Origin of the sequence: Lacrimispora amygdalina, assembly GCF_003432035.1 — a bacterium.
Taxonomy (GTDB): domain Bacteria; phylum Bacillota; class Clostridia; order Lachnospirales; family Lachnospiraceae; genus Lacrimispora; species Lacrimispora amygdalina.
This window is the reverse complement of the sequence record NZ_QOHO01000016.1, coordinates 177,757-199,155: the sequence shown is the minus strand read 5'-3', so window position 1 is coordinate 199,155 and position 21,399 is coordinate 177,757. Positions and strand designations below refer to the sequence as shown.

The window sequence follows — 21,399 nt, the reverse complement described above, 5'->3', positions numbered from 1 at the left end:
CATGAATAATTCGGGTTAAATCAGATTACCAGGGAATCAGATACTCGTTGTTCGATCTTGCGACTTGGAAAAATGGACTTGCATTCAAAAAGATAGATTTTTCAGATAAGGGCTTACCGGTTATTAAAATCGCAGAACTGAATAATGGCATTAGTTCTAACACATCGTTCACGCAGGGCGATTATGGCGAAGAAGTTTTTGTTCAGTGGGATGATCTTCTTTTTTCATGGTCTGGAAATCCTCAAACATCAATAGATGTTTTTCGGTATCGTCTGCCAGATGGGTGGCTGAATCAGCACATATTTAAGGTGACTGCAAATAGTGAATTGGTTACTAAAGATTTTCTCTACTATACTTTGAAGTATCTAAAACCTTACTTTACGCAAATAGCGACCAATAAGCAGACAACAGGATTGGGGCATGTAACGATTGCGGATCTAAAACGAATGAGCGTCGTGATTCCGCAAAAAGAGATTCAGGAACAGATTACTTCCATATTGAAGGCTATTGACGACAAAATCGAAGTAAATTCTAATATAAACGAAAATTTAGCGGCTTAGATCTGGATGTTGGAGACATCAAGCTCGCCGGACATCAATCGAGGAAGTAAGCTATCCCTTGTTTTTGCTAACGACTGATTCTCCACAATGTTGGAAGCAATTAAATCGTACATAGGAGTAACAATTTGGCAGAAATCCTCGATAATGGAATCAGGAGGCAAGCACAAAGTAAAGTCTAAAGTGCTTTTTGGTGTTGCTCGTTGACGGCTATTGGTTGATCCAGTTGTATGAGAGCAAAGATGATTAAGGAACGGAGTGCTATCAAGAATCGAGTAAATATAATCTCGCTGTTCTTGTTTCTTTGCCTCATAAACAATGAATTCCGTAGAGCAAACGGAATGAGCCGAAAGGCACAACGGTCTCCATATACGCTTGGTATCAGGATTCAGTTTGGAAATCATCACTGAATTTGAATTGAGAATGTACTTGTTACTCTTAATTCCAGCTGCGATCTCAAATACTGGGTAATGTTGCTCGTCAAATGCGGGGATACTGTAATGCTCGACCATGACATCAGGATTTTTGGCTGGCGACCAACTATCGGTTTTTAGTTCTGCAATTTGTCCCAATGTGGATGGATGCCAAGCTAACGGAGCCGCACCACCGAATGGTTCATAATCAATGAACCACGCCTGAAATACGGCACGAGCTTGTTGTTGTAAATTTTCGTTTACGACCTAACCCATAACTTCTGCGAGTGGCAGGAGTTTATACTGAGGATTGCCACTCCGTAGTCATTCCCTAATCATAAAAGGAGAATAGACTATGAATGATGAATTTGTAAATGATGTGCTACGAGATATGCTGTCATATCTCGATAATGGACAGGCAGAGCAGCTACGGCGAGTGTTGAAGCATAATCTTTCCGGATATGAGATTCAGCGAAGAACTGATAGTACAGCTGAGGATGCAAGCACAGAAAACACACGATTGACCGATGCGTTTATTTCGGCAAAGCGAATTGAGGGATGTTCCGAAAAGTCACTTTCCTACTACCGAAAGACAATCGAAACCATGTCTGAGAAAATTGGAAAAGGGATCACGCACATTTCAACCAATGATCTGCGTTCCTATTTGACCGGTTATCAGACAGAGCGAAAATCCAGTAAGGTTACGATTGACAACATCCGCAGAATCTTATCCAGTTTCTTTTCCTGGCTTGAAGATGAAGATTACATCTTGAAAAGCCCGGTACGCAGGATTCACAAGGTGAAAACGGCTGTGACTATCAAAGAAACCTACACGGATGAAGCGCTGGAAACCATGCGTGACCATTGCGATTCTCTGCGTGATCTGGCTTTGATTGATATGCTGGCATCAACCGGAATGCGTGTAGGCGAATTGGTTCTGCTCAATCGGGATGACATCAACTTTGAGGAGCGAGAGTGTGTGGTATTTGGTAAAGGCAGCAAAGAGAGAATGGTCTACTTTGATGCCAGAACCAAAATCCACCTTCAGAACTACCTTGCACAGAGAACGGATAGCAACAACGCCCTGTTTGTGTCGCTGAAAGCACCATACGAAAGATTGCAGATTGGCGGTGTAGAAACAAGGCTGCGTGAACTTGGCAAGCGACTTTCACTTCCGAGAGTACATCCGCACAAATTCAGACGAACCCTCGCTACAATGGCGATTGACAAAGGAATGCCTGTGGAGCAACTGCAAAGGCTCTTGGGGCATCAACGAATAGACACGACCTTACAGTATGCAATGGTCAAACAGAGCAATGTAAAGATTGCTCACCGCAAATACATAGGTTAGGAGAACGAAAATATGAAAACAATTACGCTTTCAGATGTTTCAGTTAATGGTAGGGGTTATTATGGCATAGGTGCTTCTGCGGTGCCGTTTTCTGGTGACCTCTACACTTACTTGCGAATAACGGATATAAATGATGATGGCACTTTGAATATGGCCGATTTGAAATCTGTTGATGACGAAAAAGCCTGCGAGTACCTATTGCAACCCAATGATATAGTCTTTGCTCGAACTGGAGCAAGTACGGGAAGAAACTACTTTTATGATGGTTCTGATGGGAAGTTTGTGTATGCGGGCTTCTTGATTAAGTTCAGCATTGACCCGTCGAAAATAAATCCAAAGTATGTAAAATACTTCTGTTTGTCACAACAGTACAAAGACTGGATTCACTCTTTCAATACCGGTAGCACAAGAGGAAACATAAATGCACAAACTCTTGGTAAAATGCCTATTCCCGAATTAGAGCGAGAAAAACAGGATGCGTTGGTGGAAATTCTGTCCTCCATTGATACCAAGATCAAACAGAATAATGCGATAAACGAAAATTTAGAGCAGCAAGCCAAAGCAATTTATCAGCAAATGTTTATCGAAAATACGAGTCCGGATTGGGCTGAAGGATCTCTAAGAGACATTGCTGATATTACTATGGGTCAATCCCCGAGCGGCAGCAGCTATAATGAGGATGGCATAGGTACAATCTTCTTTCAAGGTCGTGCAGAATTCAGCTTTAGATTTCCAACTATCCGCCTTTATACCACCGAGCCGAAGCGAATGGCTTATGCAAATGACATCCTGATGAGTGTCCGAGCACCGGTCGGAGACCTTAATATTGCTCATACAGACTGTTGCATCGGTCGGGGGCTTGCAGCTATTCATTCTAAAACGAACCATCAGTCTTTTGTGCTTTACACGATGTTCTCGCTCAGAAAACAGTTGGATGTATTCAATGGTGAAGGTACAGTTTTCGGCTCGATCAATCGTAATTCACTGAATGATATGCCAATTCTTATCCCCTCCGATGAGACAATCGAGGAATTTGAAAAGATAGTCGCCCCTATGGATGCTGCAATCCGTAATAATTACGATGAAATATGCCGTTTGCAGGCTGTCCGTGACTCTTTACTTCCTCGTCTTATGTCAGGAGAACTGGATGTCTCCAGCCTTGACATTTAAGCCGCTAAATTTTCGTTTAAAATTTGTAGAAGGGAGAAATATCTATGCTTAGAGATTGGAATTTTTGGTGTACCGTGATGACATCTGTTGCAGCTGTCATTGCGATATGTGTATCGGTTCACCAAATACGACTAAGTAATAAACAGCAACTGTTTGATCGCCGCTTGAAAGCATATATGATGGCAAATAGCATTATTTCCCTTTGCAAAGAAAACTACGTTTTCCTTTCGGAGAAAAGGAAAGCAGAACCTCAGTTTGCAAATGACGTTGTTTTTATATGGCTTACAAACAATACATATATGGAGGGGCAAGCAGAAGCCATAGAGCATCCCTTGGAACAGCCATTTCATAAGGATTTTTTGCAAAAACGAGAAGAACTTAGAAATATGGCAATGGAATTTGAACTTATTTTCAAAGGCAATGTTACGTCGCTTTATAGCAATTTTCTGAGAGATTACGAAAGTGTATTGGCTGTAATGTATCAGTATCAGATTATTATTAAAAAGATGGAAGAAGAAAACGGAAAACATCCTAATACTTCAGAAGTGTTATCGAAAATGTTTTCAGAAGAAGAATATCGGGATAGACTGTATGATGCATTAGGTAAGCTCAAGGCATCGTATGATGCAGTGTCACAAGAAAAGAATGATAAGCAACTGAGAAAACAGCTTACATTGATATAGGGGGGAGCGAAAGCATATGTCAGAATTTTATACCGAAGCGGACTATGAAAACTCCGTAATCGAATTATTCCGGAACATGGGGTACAGTTACCTGTATGGCCCCGACATAGAGAGGGATTTTCGCAATCCTCTGTATGAGGAAGAACTTGTTGCTTCCCTATATCGTTTGAACCGTTCTCTGCCGGAGGACGCTATTAGTGATGCACTTTTTAAGTTGAAGAACTTTGAAAACGGCGAACTGGTGCAGAAAAACGCTGTTTTTATGGACTACCTGCAAAATGGTATTCCTGTGCGCTATTTTGAGAAAGGCGAGGAACGCTCCTCCATCGTCTATCTTGTTGATTACAAGAATCCTGACAACAACTCCTTTATCGTAGCAAATCAATGGACTTTCATTGAAAACAGCAACAAACGCCCGGATATTCTGCTTTTCCTGAATGGTATTCCGGTTGTTATTGTAGAACTGAAATCGCCATCCAGAGAAGAAACAGATGCTTCTGCGGCATACCGGCAGCTCCGCAACTACATGAAGGAAATCCCTTCCATGTTCATCTATAATGCCATCTGCGTTATGAGCGACCAGATGACCTCCAAAGCCGGTACAATTACTTCCGGTGAAGATCGCTTCATGGAATGGAAAACGGTAGATGGAAGCTACGAGAACACGCAGTATGCACAGTTTGATACTTTCTTTGAGGGAATGTTCCAAAAGGAACGCCTGCTTGACTTGATAAAGAACTTCATCTGTTTTTCCAATGAAGGTGTGAACTCCTTCAAAATACTGGCGGGTTATCATCAGTATTTTGCCGTAAGAAAAGCAATCGAATCAACCAAACGAGCTACCGTTACCGATGGTAAGGGCGGTGTGTTCTGGCATACGCAGGGCAGCGGCAAGTCACTGTCGATGGTGTTCTATGCTCATTTGCTCCAGGAAGCCTTGGATAGCCCAACCATCGTTGTGCTGACCGATAGAAACGACTTGGACGATCAGCTTTTCGGACAGTTTGCAAAGTGCAAGGATTTCTTGCGCCAAGACCCGATGCACGCTCAGAGCCGTGAGAATCTGCGTGATCTCCTTGCCGGTCGTCAGGCAAATGGTATTATCTTTACGACCATGCAGAAGTTTGAGGAATCTCACGAAGCCCTTTCTGAACGCAGAAATATCATCGTTATGGCAGACGAAGCCCACCGTGGACAGTATGGCTTAACCGAAAAGATTAAGATGACCAAGAATGAGGACGGCGAAGAAATCGCCAAGCGTGTTGTTGGTACTGCCCGTATTATCCGAAACAGCTTGCCTAACGCTACATACATTGGCTTCACCGGAACTCCGATTTCCTCGAAAGACCGTAGCACCCGTGAGGTGTTCGGCGATTACATCGACATTTATGATATGACGCAGGCTGTCGAAGATGGCGCAACCCGCCCGGTCTATTACGAAAGCCGTGTCATTAAGCTCAATCTGGATGAAGCTACGCTGCACATGATTGATACAGAGTATGAAATCATGGCACATAATGCTGATCCGGAGGTTATTGAAAAGAGCAAGAAAACACTCGGACAGATGGAAGCCGTATTGGGCAACGACAACACCATCAACTCTCTGGTCAGCGATATTCTTGACCATTACGAGAATTACCGTGAAGGTCTGCTTACAGGCAAAGCGATGATCGTGGCATATTCCCGCCCGATTGCAATGAAGATTTATAAGCGGATTCTGGAGCTGCGCCCTGACTGGACGGAGAAAGTCGGTATTGTTATGACCGGCGGAAATAACGACCCTGAAGAATGGCATGATATTATCGGCAATAAGCGACACAAGGACGAGCTGGCGAAAAAATTCAAGGACAACAACAGTCCGATGAAGATTGCCATTGTCGTTGATATGTGGTTGACCGGATTTGATGTTCCGTCCCTGGCTACTATGTATGTGTATAAGCCGATGAGCGGATATAATCTAATGCAGGCAATCGCCCGTGTCAATCGTGTGTTCCGTGACAAGGAAGGCGGTCTGGTCGTTGACTATGTAGGCATTGCTACCGCATTAAAACAGGCAATGAATGACTACACCACCCGTGATAAGAAAAACTATGGTGATACGGATGTTGCCAAAGTCGCTTATCCGAAGTTTATCGAAAAGCTCGGTGTCTGCCGTGATATATTCCATGGATTTGATTACACCAAGTTCACTACCGGAACCGATCTGGAAAGAGCAAAGACCATCAGCGGTGCGGTAAACTATATCATCGCCCGTGAAAAGGAAGAAGAAAAAGACACCTTTATCAAGGAAGCCCTCATGCTTCATCAGGCTCTTTCTCTTTGTTCCTCTCTGGTATGTGAAGCTGATCGCTTTGAAGCGGCGTTCTTTGAATCGGTGCGTGTCCTGGTGCTGCGGCTGACCAATGCGGGAACCGGTAAGAAGATCTCTCTGCCTGAAATGAACGCTCGTATCAATGAGCTTTTGAAGCAGAGCATCAAGAGCGAGGGTGTTATTAACCTGTTCTCTGATATGCAAGAGGAATTTTCTTTGTTTGATCCGAAGTTCCTTGAGGAAATCAGCAAAATGAAAGAGAAGAACCTGGCAATCGAGCTGCTGAAAAAACTGATAGCAGAACAGGTATCTATTTATCGTAGAACGAATGTGGTTAAGTCCGAAAAGTTCAGCGAGATTATGCAGCGAGCTATCAACGCATATCTGAATGGTATGCTCACCAATGAAGAAGTCATTGCAGAAATGCTGAAACTCGCAAAACAGCTGGCAGAAGCCCACAAAGAGGGCGAACAGCTTGGTCTTACAGCAGATGAGTTGGCATTCTACGATGCACTTACGAAACCGCAAGCAATCAAGGACTTTTACGAAAATGAAGAACTGATTGCGATTACAAAAGAACTGGCAGATACACTTCGTAAGAATAAAACGATTGACTGGCAGCGCAAAGAGTCTGCCCGTGCCAAAATGCGTACTCTCATTAAACGACTGTTGAAGAAACACAAATACCCACCGGAGGGTATGGATGATGCTGTTCAGACCGTAATGACACAGTGCGAGCTTTGGACAGATAACGTGATGGAAGCCTAATCTATGGTGTATCGCCTTATCATATAGGGATGGAAACAATGGAACGAAAAGAACTATTTGAATGGGCAAAAGAAATCTATGGAGCAGAACCGGATTACCCGTGGAATGACTGGAATTGTGTTTTGCGCCATAAGAACAATAAAAAGTGGTTTGCGTTGGTGGTTGAAGTCAATGCAAAAAAGCTGGGATTGCAAGAAGATAAAACGGTTGATGTTCTGAACATCAAGTGCGATCCGATGATGATAGGTTCACTGCGTATGAAAGAGGGATTCCTCCCCGCCTACCACATGAACAAAGAGAATTGGATCAGCATTCTTCTCGATGGTACAGTCTCGGCAGATGAAATCAAGCCCTTGCTGGAATTGAGTTATCAACTGACCCGGTAACGCAGACGAAACGGCAGATGGGTTTTAGGAGGTGCGATATGCAGATACATTATTTTCAGAGATACCACTCCAAAGAGAATGTGGATACCTCAAACACCATGCTGATGCTCTCTCGTTTGTATAACTATAACGCTGATAAGTTCTTTTCTATGCTGAACAGCCTTATTCTTGGAGAGGACGAAAGCCCGGAAATTACCTTTGATTTGCAGGTCGTTGGTGACGATAGTGTTCCGGATGCGGTTATCAGCCAAAAGAGCTTCAAAATAGTGGTGGAAACAAAGCTCTACAATCAGTTTTATAAGCAGCAGCTTGTAAATCATCTGGAGCAGTTTGGCGCTGAGGATATAAAGGTTTTGCTCACCCTTGACCCCAAGCCGATGAAACCGCAACTGTTTGATGAACTGGCGGTTGAACTGAAAAAGTATAATAGCGAAAATGCAACTCGGCTTATCCATCCGATCAAGCACGTCAACTTGACATTCGAGCAGCTTGTGGACGCTATGGAGGATATTGTTGACGACAGAGATACGGAAATCATCGCCGTTTTAGACGATTTCAAGAAGTATTGCTTTGATGAAAAGCTGATACCGGATGGCTATAAATGGATGAGAGCAATCGTAGCCGGTACAACTTTTCAGGATAATATGGATTTGGATTTGTTCTATGACCAGGAGTCCCGCAACTTCTCAGAACATGGATATATCGGCTTGTATAAGGACAAGAGTATCCGTGCCATTGGTAAGCTGAAAAAGACCATCATCGCAGTTGAAAATAACGGCAGCATGACTTATCATGCCGAAAGCGGAGCTGAACCTACCGCAGATGAGATTGAACGCATCAACGAGGCAATCCGTCGTGCAGATAATTATGGCTATAATCTTCGAACGATTAGCCATAGATATTTCATCGTTGAAAAGTTCTACCCGATGGACTTTAGAAAAAGAAGTAAGAACCCGATTCAAAAAAGCAAGTTCTTCAATCTTGCTGATATGTTCGGATATAAAACAATGCCTAACACCGATGTAATCGCAAATGACCTGAACGGTCGGACATGGGAGGAGTTTTAATCCGATTCGGAAGGAGGTCGCAATGGAGTATTTAGAGCAAGTACACTTATTCGCCACAAAGTGGATTGAGAAATTCAGAGATCAGAAAATCAGCTACATAGAGCTGGTTGACCATTACTTGGCTGATGATTGTCAGGCATTGGGATTCCAGATGGATTGCGGCCATGCCTTTTCAGAAAAATATGGCGATGCAGCAAGCAGTTGTGATGCGCTAAATCGTATCATTGATGAGGTCACGGACATTAAACTGCTTGGGTCGGCAATCTATTCCCAATGGCGATATTTTAATCATTGGGCATACGATGCAGCAGCCATCTTGAACACCGAAAATCGTTCGTGGTTTATTCAGGCATTGAGCCGCCTTGCCCTGCTTTCCGGCGAGAATCCCTTCCTGTTCAAAGGAGAACTTAGAAAGATTCGGCTTGTTTCCAATCGGCTTGGTTATGGGCCTTGCCCGGAACCAGACGAAGAAGTTGAACAGCACATAACCCTCAATGCAGAAGGACAAGTATGGTTTTCTTCGTATGTTTTCGGACAGCGCAGAGATGGTCGATATGAAAAAGCTTACAGTCAGAATCTGAAAATTGATAAAGCGGCTTCCGACAAAATCTTTTCTGCGTTTGCAGAGTATTTCAGCAATGGGTACGATGAAGTTTTTGCAACTGATATTGGAAACTGGAATATGGAGCTGACCAATACCGCAGGAAAGGTCTATAAGTTCAGCGGTTCGTTATGCTCGTCTTTTGAAGTGGACGGAATTGACCTGTCAGATCTGCTGCGTGACAGCTTGAAAATGCCTGATTTGTATGCCTTTGATGGGAATAATAAGCCTGATATGGTGAATCGAATCGAAGTAAACTATCATCGTATCACAAAGATCAAGCCAAAAGTTCCTATTTCAGAACACGCAGAATACGCTGTCTGGGATTATACAGAGTCTTTAATTGTGGACAGAGAGAGCGAAAGTATTGAACACATTCAGAATATCGGTTCTGGGTGTTCTGTAAGCAGAAAATACAAAGTTGAGGGCGGGGTTGAAAGCCTTCTTGAAGATATGGATGCAGAAAGCATCTTTGACCATATAGAAGGAAACCCGGAGAATGTAGTGGTTGACCCGCTTGAAACCATAGACTACACCATTAAGGTTATTTCTCAAAAGGGCAATGAAAAGCTCATTCAAGGAACCTACGATAAAAAGGGGCTTCCGGACGATTGGGCGGAGTTTATGGAGTCCGTCTTTGAATTTATGTCTTTCTATGGGTGGGGTGAAATTATGAACCCGTCTGTGTATGGAAAGGTGCGGCGCTGTGACAATGATATTATCTATTGCAGCGTAGAGTTTGAAGATGGGTGTAAGAGCTACTATTATATTTCGGATGACGATTCTATTCAGGTGGGCGATTTTGTGATCGTTCCTGCTGGCAAAGATAATCACGAAGCAGTCGTTGAAGTCGTAAAGAAAGAATACTTTGCAGAGGAAAATGTGCCTTTGCCGATGGACAAAACAAAACACATTATCAGAAAATGTACGGATGCTGATTTTGACCTTCCGGACGATAAGCCTGTTTGACTTCCTGATGACAACTAAAAAGTCCACCAGTCATGATGCACTGCGCATCGTACTGGTGGACTTTTTCTGTAAAGATATAAAAATAGATATTCATATATCGCCATAACTAATGTCGTTATCGTAGGCATGAAGATCTTCTTTCAGGAAATCTGCTTTACGAATATACATCGAATTTACCAGCTCCCCCTTTTCGTGGAGCAGGCTGAATTTGTAGTCTAATAATGCTGCCGGTACATAGAGCATTTTAGCCGTTTCAAAAAATGTGTGTTCCGAAAGGCATTCCAGAACTTCTCCATCTTCTAACAGAAGCTCTGCCGCAAAGAAGTTTGCTTCATTTTCTTCGATTGATCTATCATCAAAAACTTCCATTTCTTGAAAGCCGTGCATCATGGCGATTTTCGTATGCAGGACAGCGTGTCCTAATTCATGTGCGACTAAAATACGTTCCAGGATACCGTTCACATTGTGATCTATCACGATATTCTTCTGTCTGGACTGGTAATAGAAGAAGCCCTTCAATTTCTTCTGTAAATCGTAATAATGGATTTTGATACCTAACAGCTGACACAACTCGTAAGGGTCTCTGGTGTGATATTTTCGCACAAGCTTATCGACAGTTTCAATGATATGCTCTGCCGTTTTCATTTGCTTCACCTCCGAATCGCACACAGAAAACATATTCTGTGCTTGAGGATTTTACTCTTTATCTTTATGCTTTCTGTATTTCTTCGGAGTGTACTTTTCCCGTGCTGTTTTCTTAGAGTCCATATAAACTGACATAATCGCCTGGAAGAATACATCTTTTGCGTCCTCGTCCAATTCTCCACCGGCAAACAGAGAATTTACACGCCCCAGCACTTCCTGAGCTTCTTTTGCTCCCTTAGAACCGAAGTTTTCCTTTGCCTCTAAAATAAACATATCCTGATCTATATGGCTCTGGCTATCCGTTTCAGATTCGTCCAAAAGATAGGACACAGAGATATGCAGCGCTTCAGCAAGTTTTCTGATATTGCTTTTTCTGGGGAGCGTTCCGAGTTGCTCATAAGTATAAAGGGATCTTTCGGAGATGCCGGTCATCTGGGCAAGCTCCGTTTGAGATAGGTTCATAGCCAAACGAGCTTCTTTAATTTTTTCTCCAAATGTCATGGTAGTGTCCTTCCTTTCAAAAAATATTTATTCGTAACTTCCGATTATTTGTTGACAAACTTCTGGAAAATGTTATAATGAGAATCAGAACAGAAGTTTTAGTTCCACTTAATTATATATCGGAACTTTTATAAAGTCAAGAACTTCCGATTTCACTTCTGTTATTTTTATCAAATATCGGAAGTTATAGTCATTCTTGTCCCATGGTATTTGTTTCCCTTTAGCCAAGTGACAGGAGTTAGAAAGGAATTCTTATTTTATGGATTAGGCTGAAAGGAGATTCTGAATGAGCAGATATAATACACAAGTATTAAGCAATATTCGAATGCTTTGCCGGATGCAGAACATTGACGAGAAGGTTCTGTATGAAAGAGCAAAGCTGATTTTATCCATATATCGAGAGGTGTGCTGGTCTACCATTGATCGTGCGAATGATGTATGTGATACCCTTATTTGTACTTACGGTGATAGCTTAGATGGTGCATTGATTTATCTGGAGAACTTTGCTCCGGATGAAGCGAGAGAACGATTTGAAGAACGCATCCGCAGCTTATTTGAGACAAAGTGGATCATTGAGCTGGTAGATATGGCTATGTTGAAAATCAGAGAATATCCGGATAAAGGCGCTCTGTACTGTGAGATTATTTCAAAGGCATATCTCAACCGCTTCAAGTACAGGGAATCAGAAATGCTGGAGGTGCTGAATATGGAACGCAGCACCTACTATGACCGAAAGAAAGAAGCGATACTGTTATTTGGTCTGTCACTTTGGGGAACAGCCATTCCTAAATTGAAAGATTTCCTGGAAAGTGCCAGGGAGGAAGAAGCATTGTGTTATTGTGAGTGCTAAGACAGGATTTTAGTCCGACTAAAATCCGATGAAAATACGACGGTTTCCATACTGAAAGTCCGACTTGTCCAGTGTTAAAATGGCTATGCTGGGAGATGGCGGCATAAAATTGAATAGAGAGTTACGCCTCGTACCTGTAATGGGTACGGGGCTTTTTTTATACCTGCCTATCTTCCTTCATTTTAACACAAAGGCATGAACGAGAGCTTGGAGTAATTTACTCCGGCTCTTTTTTTATGCCTGCAAGGAGGACAGGCAGATGGCAAAGGGCATTGAGAACCGAGCACGATCTCCTCCCTCTGTTTTTGATTTTGCAACTTCACAAATTCAAAAACACGGAGGAATGAAAATGTATTACGACTTGGTTGAAAGCGGAAAAAGAATTAAAGCCTTGAGAAAGGAACATGGGCTTACACAGGAACAGCTTGCGGAGCAGTTAGGTGTTGCCGCAAACACCATTGCACGAATTGAAACCGGCAACAGAGGTATCTCTATTGATTTGGCAATCGAATTGGTTGTGCGCTTTGAGACAACCCTTGATTACATATTTTTAGGACGTGAATAACCTCAAAACTATACCTACGAGGCAATAAAAACTTGCATGAGGAACAGGTACAATTTAGATACAGCCAAAGAAAATCGGCTGCTTGATCCTTGAAAACTGAATACACAGTCATCGAATACGTTCCTGTTGCCGGTGCGAGAGCATCAGCCACATCAGCGGTACGCCGTGACGTATCGGACAGAGAAACAGAACGACTTTCTTCTATAAATTAAGCAGTTGTCTCTCTCCCGATGCCAGCGATCAATACTGGCTTGTAAATATTGGGTTGCTCCCAATACGGCCATGAAAGCAACAGGATTAAAGATACTTCTCTACGGAGCTGGCGGAGAACCCGGCAGAGGTTAGATTCCTATGGAACTGATTCGCAATCAGTCGTTCGGTGATTCCCTGAGGGTGTAAGCCCTCTTTCCCAGGGGTGCGTGGCAAATATGGGACACATAGACTTTTGAACTGACTGCCTGATTCCTTTCGGGCAGTCAGTTATTACATACCCAACGAAAGGAGGTCATGGCACATGATGAAAGAAAATTGGGTATATTGCCGTGGTGATATTTATTGCGCCAATCTGGACCCGGTAGTTGGGTCGGAACAAGGCGGCATCCGTCCGGTTATCGTCATTCAGAACGATACCGGTAATAAACACGCTCCCACATTGATTGTGGCAACGGTCACCACCAGAATCCATAAGAAAGCGAATATGCCGACGCACTTTGTTATTTACGACAATCCTGCATTCAAAGAAGCGTCCGTTGTTCAGCTGGAACAGATTCGTACCATTGATAAAAGCAGGATTGATAATTACTTAGGTAAGGTAACGCCCCGTGAAATGGTAGCGATTGAGAAAGCCTTATCCGTCAGCCTGGCAATGGAACAGCTGAAAAAGCGTTCCCCAAAACATAAAGCAAAGAGAGCGAAGGAGTGAACATAAATGTTTGAAGAAAGAATCGCTGCCATGAATCAGCGCACCGAAGAAGCGATGGCTGCTAACGCAGTTCAGTTTGATAAGAGAACCTATACGGTTGATGAGATTCAGGATATTCTGGGCATCAGCAGAACCAGCGCATACAACCTTGTGAAAAAGAAAGTTTTCCATAGCGTCCGCATCGGTGGCAGTATCAGAATCTCCAAAAAGAGTTTTGATGAGTGGTTGGATCATCAAATGTAAGATTTGTCAAGGGTGTCGTACAACCCGGCGACAAACTTCAAAACATATTGAGAGTTCGATAAAATGTAGCCATGACAAGAAACACATGGCTACATTTTTTACATAGGAGGTTGTACGATGGCGGAAATGAGAAAACGCACGAGTATGTCTGTTCCGGAAATGGGCAGGATGCTCGGTCTTGGTAAAACGGAGTCATACTGGCTCATTAAGAAGAATTACTTCAAAACCATTCTTGTCGGCAACACCATGAGGGTGATGATCGACAGCTTTGAAGAATGGTATGCCAATCAGTTCAAATACCAGAAGGTCGATGGAACCCCTCCCGGCGAGGAACTGAAGAAAACTACATATTCAATGGAGGAGCTTGGACAGCGCCTTGGGCTGAAAGAAGCGACTGCTTACGAACTGGTTGCCAAAGGGCATTTTGATGTGGTCGATGTCCTGGGCAAGCGCAGAGTGACAAAGGAGAGCTTTGAAAGATGGTATGCTTCTCAAACCGATTACCGCACGGTAGAGGATCAGGAACTGGATGCAGATATTATGGCATCCACCTACGGTCTGCCGGAAATGGCAAGAATGCTTGGGGTACATCGTCAGACCATTTACTATATCGTTGCCAATGAAGATTTTGAGCTTATCAAGGTTGGCAGGTATAAGCGAGCTACCAAAGAGAGCTTTGAAAAATGGTATCACAATCAGACCCGCTACCAGTTAGCGGAAGATAGACAGGAAAGGAGCTGATTACATGGCATCTATCGTTAAGAGAAAAAAGAAGTATTCTGTGGTTTATACATACACCGATGAGAACGGCAACAAGCGTCAGAAGTGGGAAACCTTTGAAACGAATGCCGAAGCAAAGAAAAGGAAGTTGCAGGTTGAATATGAGCAGGAGTCCGGAACCTTTATTCCCCCTTCTGCTAAAACCGTCAATGATCTTTTGGATGAGTATATGTCAATCTATGGTGTGAACACCTGGGCGATGTCTACCTATGAAAGCAGAAAGAGCCTGATTGCAAACTATATTCGTCCCCTCATCGGTGATATGAAGCTGGAGGATGTCACACCGAGAATCATGGACAAGTATTACCGAGATTTGCTTTCTGTCAAAGCGGTTTCTTCTAAGTATGTAAAAGCCCGTACAGAATATCTGACTCCGCATACTGTCCGAGAGGTTCACAAGACATTGCGAAATGCTTTCAATCAGGCGGTCAAGTGGGAATTGATGACCAGAAACCCTGTGGAGCACGCTACGCTGCCGAAGGAAGAACACAAGACCAGGGACATCTGGACAGCAGAAGTGCTCCAGAAGGCTCTGGAAGCCTGTGACGATGATATTCTTCGTCTGGCTATCAACCTTGCCTTCTCCTGTTCCCTGCGAATGGGCGAGCTTCTGGGGCTTACCTGGGACTGTATTGACATTTCCCCCACCAGTATTGAACTTGGTCAGGCAAGCATCTTCGTTGAAAAGGAGTTGCAGAGAGTAAATCGTGAAGCGATGGCAGATCTGGACGGTAAAGACATCATGTTCAAGTTCCCGCCGACCTTCGCCAGTACGCATACCGCATTGGTTCTCAAAACTCCTAAGACCAAAACAAGTGTCCGCAAGGTATTCTTACCGAAAACCGTAGCGGAAATGTTGGTACAGCGAAAGGCTGACATCGAAGAACTGAAAGACCTTTTTGGTGACGAGTTCGTAGACTTCAATCTGGTTTTCTGTTCTTCCAATGGAAAGCCGATTGAGGGGCAGGTTATCAACCGTGCTTTCAATAAGCTGATTGAGGAGAAGGGACTGCCGAAAGTGGTTTTCCATAGTCTCCGACATTCCAGTATCACTTACAAGCTGAAGCTGAACGGCGGCGATATGAAATCCGTTCAAGGCGATTCCGGTCATGCACAGGTCAAGATGGTAGCGGATGTTTACTCCCATATCATCGACGATGACCGCAGACTGAACGCTGAAAGAATGGAAGCTGCGTTCTACTCAGGCAGACAGGCAACACCTGAGCCGGTTCAATCAGCTGCAACAGAAAGCTCCGCTGATGATAAAGAACTTCTTCTGAAGCTTCTGCAAAATCCGGAAATGGCAGCACTCCTGAAGTCGCTGGCAAAAACATTATAATAACTGCAAGGGCAGATCCTTTTACATAACTACAATAGCTGTAAAAGGGTCTGCCCTTATTTTTTTGTTTTGGAGGTCAACGAGTATGGATAGAATCTTTATGGACGAGTATTACGAGCATCTGAGAGCTGACAATATTGAAGCATTTTCCAAGGAAAAGAACGACGAATATGTTGGCCGAGCCGAAGAATACAATGCAGCAAAGTCGGCATTGCTTGAAGGATTGGGACTTGAGCATTTGTTTGACCATAGCCATGAACTGACTCCGAAAGAGAAGGAAATCTGGATGCTGTTCGATAGGGTTCATGTAGCAGAGCTTCTGGCGAGGGATGCTTTTGCCAAGGGTGCTTATATGCTCGGTGCTGAGGACAGAGAGATCATGCTGAAATAAAAAAAGACCTGCTTCGGCGGGTCTAAATTACATAGAATCATTGAGTCTGAAAAAACCTTTGAATTTCTTAATAATGCTGGTTGAAAAATCTATTTTGAAATGATATATTAAACAGACTAAGATAGTGTCTAAAGACATCAGCGCCTCCGCACGAGAATGAATAGGATTTCCTATCATTTCGTATCACGAGAAGTTACATAGAGGAATTTGCTTGCACTTGCAACGTCCACCGAAAATCGAAAGCCTTGCTAATTTCGAGCCAATTGGACGGTGTAAAATCCCTATGAAAACGCTTATGAAGCGTAATACCAGATAGGATTTGAAACAGTGAAAAACCTTGTATTTCCAAGGATTTTCTTGCACTGTGTTGCACTTGGTTTCATCGTATCGGGTCTACTCCTAAGCGGTAGGTCGGGTGTTCGAATCACCTCGGGAACGCCAAAAACTCCGCCGGAAAACCCAGTAAAATCAAGGGTTTCCGGCGTTTTTTCATTTTTGCGGAAAAAGAGAAAAATCGTAAAATTCGCAGATTTTCATTAGCAAATTCTCCGTCAGCTAATGGAAATTAGGACTAATGTCGTCCGCCTTTCAGGTGTACGGCTTGCTAATAAAAATTAGCAAGATTTTCGCTATTTTGCTAATGAAAATGCCCTCTTTGCTAATTGGAGAAAAAAACGGGCAAAATTTCTGCTAATGGACAAGGCGGTTGTTACCCTGTTAATTTGTTCATTTAGGGCTGTCAAGCTGCAATCGCACACTACCCCTATGCCCTTTCTTATTATATAATTGCTGTAACAGGAGGTGGTTGTTTTGAAAGAACAGAAATATCATTTATACCTTTCCGATGACGAATACAGGAGAGTGTTGCAATCACTTATCCGTTTGAAGAACAGCCTGATAACACAAGGTAGATACACCGATGGGGCCCGCGATGTTCTATGCAAGGTGCTTAAAGCCAACAAAAGTAAGCTCAAAATCAAATATATCTGAATATGAAAAGAGACCGCCTACACGATGTAAGCGGTCTTAATTATTCAGATATTCTTTGATAAAACGGGAATATTCTTAATTACATTCTCTTTTCGAAGCGGAACATTCCGTCGGGAAACTGTTCATCGTTTTCATCGAAAGTCGTTTCGGTGTCGTTAGGGTCCGGATGAAATTTATTGAAAAATTCAACAATATGAAATCCGCATCTATTAACATAAAAATGTATATTACGCTGTTCAAAGTACGGGGTTACCGTTTCCCAAACCTTAACTTCCGGATAGAGCTTTTCTATTTCACACCAAGCGGCATATCCTATTCCCTTGCTGTGAACATCAGGAGATACAAACAGAAGGTCTAAATCACCCTTTGTTCCCTCCACTTTAACTACTGCACCGCCAAGATATTTGCCTTCATCATCAGCAATTCTATATGCTTGTCCGGTTTTTATTGATTGCTCGATGGTATCTTTTGAAATAATCTGTCCTTCTTCTTCAAAGTGATTATCTCTCAGTCCAAATTCTTGGGTAGCTCCGTAATTAAATGCTTCCTGATTATCTTTGATAAACTGTTCCTTATCACACTCTTTGAGCGGGAGCAGTTGTATTTTATAATTCATACTTTTGTCCTCACGACTTCCTATGTATATTGTTCTCGATATTTTATTATATGCCAAAAATATGAATAATTCTACCCGCCGTCTATTGACCTCAATTACGAGGAAAATAGGCGGCTTTTTTTATTTTCAAAAAATTTTTCAAGAAATTTTTGAAAAAACACCCCCCAAAAACGCTCTCCCATTTCAAACAAGTGAAGGGGTTAATTCCGAACCACGAAAACGGAAGCCTTTCACTTGTACTTTGACAACTGAATAAATCATTCACTAAGACTTTAATTCTGATGATTTTAGCCACCTTATCGGGTACGCCGTGACTTCTGCATTGCAGAACAGCGAGAACTCCCGGTATAAGTAAGAGGTTGCCCCTGTTACGGCGATGACAGTCAGAAAGATAATGATACTTCTCTACGGAGCTGGCGGAGTACCCGGCAGAGGTGAAATTCCTATGATACAGATTAGCAGTCTGTTCCTTAGTGACTTCCCGTGGGCTTTTGCTCGGCAAGGGGTGTTGAGAACAAATATTGCCCGACCGGTTAGGAAATGAGCCGGTCAAGTACATAGCCATACTGCGATGGCTATGAATTTTACGAAAGGAGGACGCACAAAGTGTCGAACTGCAAAACGATTGCGATATGCAATCAAAAAGGCGGAGTTGGAAAGACGACCACCACGGTAAACCTCGGCGTCGGTCTTGCAATGCAGGGAAAGAAAGTGTTGCTCATAGACGCAGACCCACAGGGCGACTTAACCACCTGTCTCGGTTGGAAGGATACGGATAACTTGGGTATCACGCTTGCAACGAAACTCACAGATGTCATAAACGAAACGATGAATGACCCTACGGTCGGTATTCTGCACCACGATGAAGGTGTTGACCTTGTTCCGGCAAACCTTGAGCTTTCAGCAATGGAGTTTAACCTTGTCAACGCAATGAGCAGAGAGACGGCATTGAGAAACTATCTCAGCGAAGTGAAGGACAAATACGACTATATCTTAATAGATTGTATGCCTTCCCTCGGAATGGTAACAATCAATGCTCTATCTGCGGCAGACAGCGTAATAATTCCTGTTCAGGCTCAGTATTTACCGGCAAAAGGTATGACGCAGCTTGTTCAGACCATTTCACGAGTTAAGAAGCGTATCAATCCGGGCTTAAAGATTGACGGTATGCTTCTCACTTTGGTGGATAGCCGTACCAACCTCGCCAAAAGCACGATAGAAGCTCTGAGAGAGAACTTCGGTAATCAAATCAAGATGTATCGAACATATATCCCGATTGCCGTAAAAGCCGCAGAGACTTCTTCCATTGGAGAAATAAACAAGGTATGCGAGAGTCTTGGAGAAAAAATTATGAGTGGTTAGTAGAAAATTCTGAAATGCTTTATGATGAAGAAATTGTAAAGTGATAGGAACTGCAAATTTGAATTTTGACGAGGATTAACAGAATGGTAAAGCGGTAATTGAACAGAGTTTGGAGAGAAAAAACGTATGAATCAAATTGTTTCGTTGTTTATGTTTAGTTGTGGTGATTATGAGAAAGTAAAACAGGATGAGATGAAGAAACAATTCGATATGAAAATGGACGGACGTTGTCCTATTCCCGCCGAGATTGGTGGAGTCAAAACCTGTCCATTACGCATTAATAATCCAGATTATGTCGAAGGCGGTGATATGCCTAAGACAATTGCAAATAGCTGTGACAAGTGTATTTATTGTGCAAAGAAATGACATGCCTGGCAGTAACTGTTATATATAAAACAAGGGTGAAAAGCCTGATTTGTAAGCTTTTCACCCTTCATTATCATAGAAGAATCTAATTTACAGAGATTTTCTCATAGTCTCCACTTTCCAAAGACACAAGATTTTTTACAGCCTCTTTTACTTCCACCAGGCTCTGATAAATTCTGGTATAGCAGTCTTTTGCTTTTTTTAATAAGCTCTCTTTATGATTTCATTCATATGCTGTGTAGCTTCAAAGCGAATTCGCTCTTCATCTAATGTAAGTACCTCACGATTTTTCATAACAAGCTTTCCATTGATGATGGAATCGATTATATCATGTCCATTTGCAGCATCTACAATAGTATTTACAAGATTCTGAGTTGGTGTAATATGCGGCTGATCAATATTTAAAAGAATCAGATCAGCTTTCTTTCCTTCATTTACAGATCCCAGAATATCGCCATGTCCGATAGCATTTGCTCCTCCCTGAGAAGCCATTTTCAAAAGAGTCGGGCAGGTCATAACTACCGGATTAAAAGAAGGAAGTCCCCAATAAGCCAGCATAGAATAACGCAGAACCTTCATCTCATCGAAAATATCCAGGTTGGAAGGAGCAGCTCCATCACAACCCAAACCTACACTTGCACCAGCTTCCAGAATCTGAGGAGCCTTCGGGAAGCCATGATTTGCCAGGTTGGCTCTTGGACAATGGATCATTTTTACTCCTCGTTCTGCCATCAATGCAATATCATGGTCTGACAGCATAACATTATGTGCGGTCAGAAGATTTGGACCCAAAATTCCCATTTCATCTAAAAATTCAGCAGGACGTTTTTGATAATTTTGCAGGCAAAAGCTAACTTCATCTTTATGCTCACATAAATGTGCATGGATGCCTGTATGAAGTTCTTTAGCACATTCACCTACCATGGTGATGAGATCTCTGGAGCAGGTCATTACCTGACGAATAGCAAACCAGATATCCACACGGCCATCGCCGGCTCCCTGATAGTTCTTATACAGCTCTTTTGTATGGTCTATAGCTTCAGATGCAGTCTCCTTCATTGCGCCTGTAATAGCATTGCCCATATCCATTGTGGATTTCGCTATTGCGGCTCTCATGCCGGATTCTATAACTGCATCAGCTACACGTTCCATATGTACACCGCCGGAATCAGCAAAAGCAGTAGTTCCGTTTTTGATCATTTCCAGACAGGCTAACTGTCCGCTGACGTAAGAATCTTCCGGGAGAAGATTGCTTTCAAAGGGAACCAGGAAACGAGTCCAAACCATAGGATATTCATCAGCAACACGACCTCTTAACAGCTGCTGACAGGTATGTGTATGACCGTCTATCAAACCTGGCATAACAAGCTTACCTTTTCCATCAAGTGTTTCTGTGGCAACACTATCAACGAATTCATCTGCTGAACCGATTTTTTTAATCCAAGTGTCTTTAATTCCTACGGAACAGGTGGATGAAACGCTCATATCAGGATTCAGAACCTGACAATTTTTGATTAAAATATCATAGTTTTCCATAATCTACCTCATTTCAT

24 protein-coding genes are annotated in these 21,399 nt (G+C 42.8%); 19 read left to right on the top strand and 5 right to left on the bottom strand.

Going from position 1 to position 21,399, the window contains the following annotated elements; translation table 11 throughout:
- The first annotated feature begins 47 nt into the window (after window positions 1–47).
- Window positions 48–560 (top strand): restriction endonuclease subunit S, encoded by a 513-nt coding sequence (locus DS742_RS06145; RefSeq protein ID WP_205692734.1) that lies wholly within the window; start codon window positions 48–50, stop codon window positions 558–560.
- On the opposite strand, the gene DS742_RS06140 is transcribed toward DS742_RS06145, so the two are convergent.
- Window positions 557–1,129, bottom strand: a complete 573-nt coding sequence (locus DS742_RS06140) for a restriction endonuclease subunit S domain-containing protein (RefSeq protein ID WP_117416114.1) — start codon at window positions 1,127–1,129, stop codon at window positions 557–559. The two genes, DS742_RS06145 and DS742_RS06140, sit on opposite strands and share 4 nt — an antisense overlap.
- 196 nt (window positions 1,130–1,325) lie before the next feature.
- Between DS742_RS06140 and xerA the strand changes: the two genes are divergently transcribed.
- The 7 genes from xerA to DS742_RS06105 are packed head-to-tail and all read left to right on the top strand — an operon-like array spanning window position 1,326 to window position 10,276.
- Window positions 1,326–2,321: a site-specific tyrosine recombinase/integron integrase gene (gene xerA / locus DS742_RS06135; RefSeq protein WP_117416113.1), complete on the top strand. Its 996-nt coding sequence runs from the start codon at window positions 1,326–1,328 to the stop codon at window positions 2,319–2,321.
- Between the two features lie 12 nt (window positions 2,322–2,333).
- A complete protein-coding gene (locus tag DS742_RS29420) occupies window positions 2,334–3,491 on the top strand; it encodes a restriction endonuclease subunit S (protein ID WP_117416112.1) in 1,158 nt (385 codons plus the stop codon).
- 44 nt (window positions 3,492–3,535) lie between these two features.
- The gene (locus tag DS742_RS06125; protein WP_117416111.1) at window positions 3,536–4,174 is read left to right on the top strand and encodes a hypothetical protein; all 639 of its coding nucleotides are present in this window, start codon (window positions 3,536–3,538) and stop codon (window positions 4,172–4,174) included.
- 16 nt (window positions 4,175–4,190) lie between these two features.
- Complete coding sequence (locus tag DS742_RS06120; RefSeq protein WP_117416110.1) at window positions 4,191–7,253, top strand: type I restriction endonuclease subunit R; 3,063 nt, start codon at window positions 4,191–4,193, stop codon at window positions 7,251–7,253.
- Window positions 7,254–7,291: 38 nt separating this feature from the next.
- Complete coding sequence (locus DS742_RS06115) at window positions 7,292–7,639, top strand: MmcQ/YjbR family DNA-binding protein (protein ID WP_117416109.1); 348 nt, start codon at window positions 7,292–7,294, stop codon at window positions 7,637–7,639.
- A 38-nt stretch (window positions 7,640–7,677) separates the two neighbouring features.
- Window positions 7,678–8,706: a hypothetical protein gene (locus DS742_RS06110; protein ID WP_117416108.1), complete on the top strand. Its 1,029-nt coding sequence runs from the start codon at window positions 7,678–7,680 to the stop codon at window positions 8,704–8,706.
- Window positions 8,707–8,728: 22 nt separating this feature from the next.
- Window positions 8,729–10,276, top strand: a complete 1,548-nt coding sequence (locus tag DS742_RS06105) for a hypothetical protein (RefSeq protein WP_117416107.1) — start codon at window positions 8,729–8,731, stop codon at window positions 10,274–10,276.
- Window positions 10,277–10,366: 90 nt separating this feature from the next.
- Here DS742_RS06105 and DS742_RS06100 read toward each other — a convergent pair whose 3' ends face one another.
- Together DS742_RS06100 and DS742_RS06095 are read right to left on the bottom strand one after the other, a co-directional pair.
- Window positions 10,367–10,921, bottom strand: a complete 555-nt coding sequence (locus tag DS742_RS06100; RefSeq protein ID WP_110437429.1) for an ImmA/IrrE family metallo-endopeptidase — start codon at window positions 10,919–10,921, stop codon at window positions 10,367–10,369.
- 51 nt (window positions 10,922–10,972) lie between these two features.
- Window positions 10,973–11,422: a helix-turn-helix domain-containing protein gene (locus DS742_RS06095; protein WP_002304411.1), complete on the bottom strand. Its 450-nt coding sequence runs from the start codon at window positions 11,420–11,422 to the stop codon at window positions 10,973–10,975.
- Between the two features lie 286 nt (window positions 11,423–11,708).
- On the opposite strand from DS742_RS06095, the gene DS742_RS06090 reads away from it, so the two are divergent.
- The 9 genes from DS742_RS06090 to DS742_RS06055 all read left to right on the top strand — a co-directional run bounded on the left by DS742_RS06090 (window position 11,709) and on the right by DS742_RS06055 (window position 17,502).
- A complete protein-coding gene (locus tag DS742_RS06090) occupies window positions 11,709–12,272 on the top strand; it encodes a hypothetical protein (protein WP_008791986.1) in 564 nt (187 codons plus the stop codon).
- A gap of 259 nt (window positions 12,273–12,531) precedes the next feature.
- The gene (locus tag DS742_RS06085) at window positions 12,532–12,837 is read left to right on the top strand and encodes a helix-turn-helix transcriptional regulator (RefSeq protein ID WP_170313375.1); all 306 of its coding nucleotides are present in this window, start codon (window positions 12,532–12,534) and stop codon (window positions 12,835–12,837) included.
- An 89-nt stretch (window positions 12,838–12,926) separates the two neighbouring features.
- A complete protein-coding gene (locus DS742_RS29745; RefSeq protein ID WP_275042113.1) occupies window positions 12,927–13,049 on the top strand; it encodes a hypothetical protein in 123 nt (40 codons plus the stop codon).
- A gap of 302 nt (window positions 13,050–13,351) precedes the next feature.
- Window positions 13,352–13,759: a type II toxin-antitoxin system PemK/MazF family toxin gene (locus DS742_RS06080; RefSeq protein ID WP_020989791.1), complete on the top strand. Its 408-nt coding sequence runs from the start codon at window positions 13,352–13,354 to the stop codon at window positions 13,757–13,759.
- A gap of 6 nt (window positions 13,760–13,765) precedes the next feature.
- A complete protein-coding gene (locus DS742_RS06075) occupies window positions 13,766–14,002 on the top strand; it encodes a helix-turn-helix domain-containing protein (protein WP_002304418.1) in 237 nt (78 codons plus the stop codon).
- Window positions 14,003–14,119: 117 nt separating this feature from the next.
- Window positions 14,120–14,743: a helix-turn-helix domain-containing protein gene (locus tag DS742_RS06070; protein WP_117416106.1), complete on the top strand. Its 624-nt coding sequence runs from the start codon at window positions 14,120–14,122 to the stop codon at window positions 14,741–14,743.
- Window positions 14,744–14,747: 4 nt separating this feature from the next.
- Window positions 14,748–16,121 carry a site-specific integrase gene (locus tag DS742_RS06065; RefSeq protein ID WP_117416105.1) on the top strand — a complete coding sequence of 458 codons (1,374 nt, stop codon included), beginning with the start codon at window positions 14,748–14,750 and terminating at the stop codon, window positions 16,119–16,121.
- 85 nt (window positions 16,122–16,206) lie between these two features.
- Window positions 16,207–16,512 (top strand): hypothetical protein, encoded by a 306-nt coding sequence (locus DS742_RS06060; protein ID WP_117416104.1) that lies wholly within the window; start codon window positions 16,207–16,209, stop codon window positions 16,510–16,512.
- An 810-nt stretch (window positions 16,513–17,322) separates the two neighbouring features.
- Window positions 17,323–17,502 carry a hypothetical protein gene (locus tag DS742_RS06055; protein ID WP_117416103.1) on the top strand — a complete coding sequence of 60 codons (180 nt, stop codon included), beginning with the start codon at window positions 17,323–17,325 and terminating at the stop codon, window positions 17,500–17,502.
- A gap of 79 nt (window positions 17,503–17,581) precedes the next feature.
- Here DS742_RS06055 and DS742_RS06050 read toward each other — a convergent pair whose 3' ends face one another.
- The gene (locus DS742_RS06050; protein WP_117416102.1) at window positions 17,582–18,118 is read right to left on the bottom strand and encodes a GNAT family N-acetyltransferase; all 537 of its coding nucleotides are present in this window, start codon (window positions 18,116–18,118) and stop codon (window positions 17,582–17,584) included.
- A 606-nt stretch (window positions 18,119–18,724) separates the two neighbouring features.
- Between DS742_RS06050 and DS742_RS06045 the strand changes: the two genes are divergently transcribed.
- Both DS742_RS06045 and DS742_RS06040 read left to right on the top strand, forming a co-directional pair.
- Window positions 18,725–19,480, top strand: coding sequence for a ParA family protein (locus tag DS742_RS06045; protein WP_117416101.1), 756 nt, complete (start codon window positions 18,725–18,727; stop codon window positions 19,478–19,480).
- A 126-nt stretch (window positions 19,481–19,606) separates the two neighbouring features.
- Window positions 19,607–19,846 carry a hypothetical protein gene (locus DS742_RS06040; RefSeq protein WP_117416100.1) on the top strand — a complete coding sequence of 80 codons (240 nt, stop codon included), beginning with the start codon at window positions 19,607–19,609 and terminating at the stop codon, window positions 19,844–19,846.
- 201 nt (window positions 19,847–20,047) lie between these two features.
- Here the strand turns inward: DS742_RS06040 and DS742_RS06035 are convergent, their stop codons facing one another.
- A complete protein-coding gene (locus DS742_RS06035; RefSeq protein ID WP_117416099.1) occupies window positions 20,048–21,382 on the bottom strand; it encodes an amidohydrolase family protein in 1,335 nt (444 codons plus the stop codon).
- Window positions 21,383–21,399: the final 17 nt, after the last annotated feature.

Coding starts and splice junctions, on each gene's coding strand:
- xerA (WP_117416113.1), top strand. CDS start 1,326: ATGAATGATGAATTTGTAAATGATGTGCTACGAGATATGCTGTCATAT.
- DS742_RS29420 (WP_117416112.1), top strand. CDS start 2,334: ATGAAAACAATTACGCTTTCAGATGTTTCAGTTAATGGTAGGGGTTAT.
- DS742_RS06125 (WP_117416111.1), top strand. CDS start 3,536: ATGCTTAGAGATTGGAATTTTTGGTGTACCGTGATGACATCTGTTGCA.
- DS742_RS06120 (WP_117416110.1), top strand. CDS start 4,191: ATGTCAGAATTTTATACCGAAGCGGACTATGAAAACTCCGTAATCGAA.
- DS742_RS06115 (WP_117416109.1), top strand. CDS start 7,292: ATGGAACGAAAAGAACTATTTGAATGGGCAAAAGAAATCTATGGAGCA.
- DS742_RS06110 (WP_117416108.1), top strand. CDS start 7,678: ATGCAGATACATTATTTTCAGAGATACCACTCCAAAGAGAATGTGGAT.
- DS742_RS06105 (WP_117416107.1), top strand. CDS start 8,729: ATGGAGTATTTAGAGCAAGTACACTTATTCGCCACAAAGTGGATTGAG.
- DS742_RS06100 (WP_110437429.1), bottom strand. CDS start 10,921: ATGAAAACGGCAGAGCATATCATTGAAACTGTCGATAAGCTTGTGCGA.
- DS742_RS06095 (WP_002304411.1), bottom strand. CDS start 11,422: ATGACATTTGGAGAAAAAATTAAAGAAGCTCGTTTGGCTATGAACCTA.
- DS742_RS06090 (WP_008791986.1), top strand. CDS start 11,709: ATGAGCAGATATAATACACAAGTATTAAGCAATATTCGAATGCTTTGC.
- DS742_RS06085 (WP_170313375.1), top strand. CDS start 12,532: ATGGCAAAGGGCATTGAGAACCGAGCACGATCTCCTCCCTCTGTTTTT.
- DS742_RS06080 (WP_020989791.1), top strand. CDS start 13,352: ATGATGAAAGAAAATTGGGTATATTGCCGTGGTGATATTTATTGCGCC.
- DS742_RS06075 (WP_002304418.1), top strand. CDS start 13,766: ATGTTTGAAGAAAGAATCGCTGCCATGAATCAGCGCACCGAAGAAGCG.
- DS742_RS06070 (WP_117416106.1), top strand. CDS start 14,120: ATGGCGGAAATGAGAAAACGCACGAGTATGTCTGTTCCGGAAATGGGC.
- DS742_RS06065 (WP_117416105.1), top strand. CDS start 14,748: ATGGCATCTATCGTTAAGAGAAAAAAGAAGTATTCTGTGGTTTATACA.
- DS742_RS06060 (WP_117416104.1), top strand. CDS start 16,207: ATGGATAGAATCTTTATGGACGAGTATTACGAGCATCTGAGAGCTGAC.
- DS742_RS06050 (WP_117416102.1), bottom strand. CDS start 18,118: ATGAATTATAAAATACAACTGCTCCCGCTCAAAGAGTGTGATAAGGAA.
- DS742_RS06040 (WP_117416100.1), top strand. CDS start 19,607: ATGAATCAAATTGTTTCGTTGTTTATGTTTAGTTGTGGTGATTATGAG.
- DS742_RS06035 (WP_117416099.1), bottom strand. CDS start 21,382: ATGGAAAACTATGATATTTTAATCAAAAATTGTCAGGTTCTGAATCCT.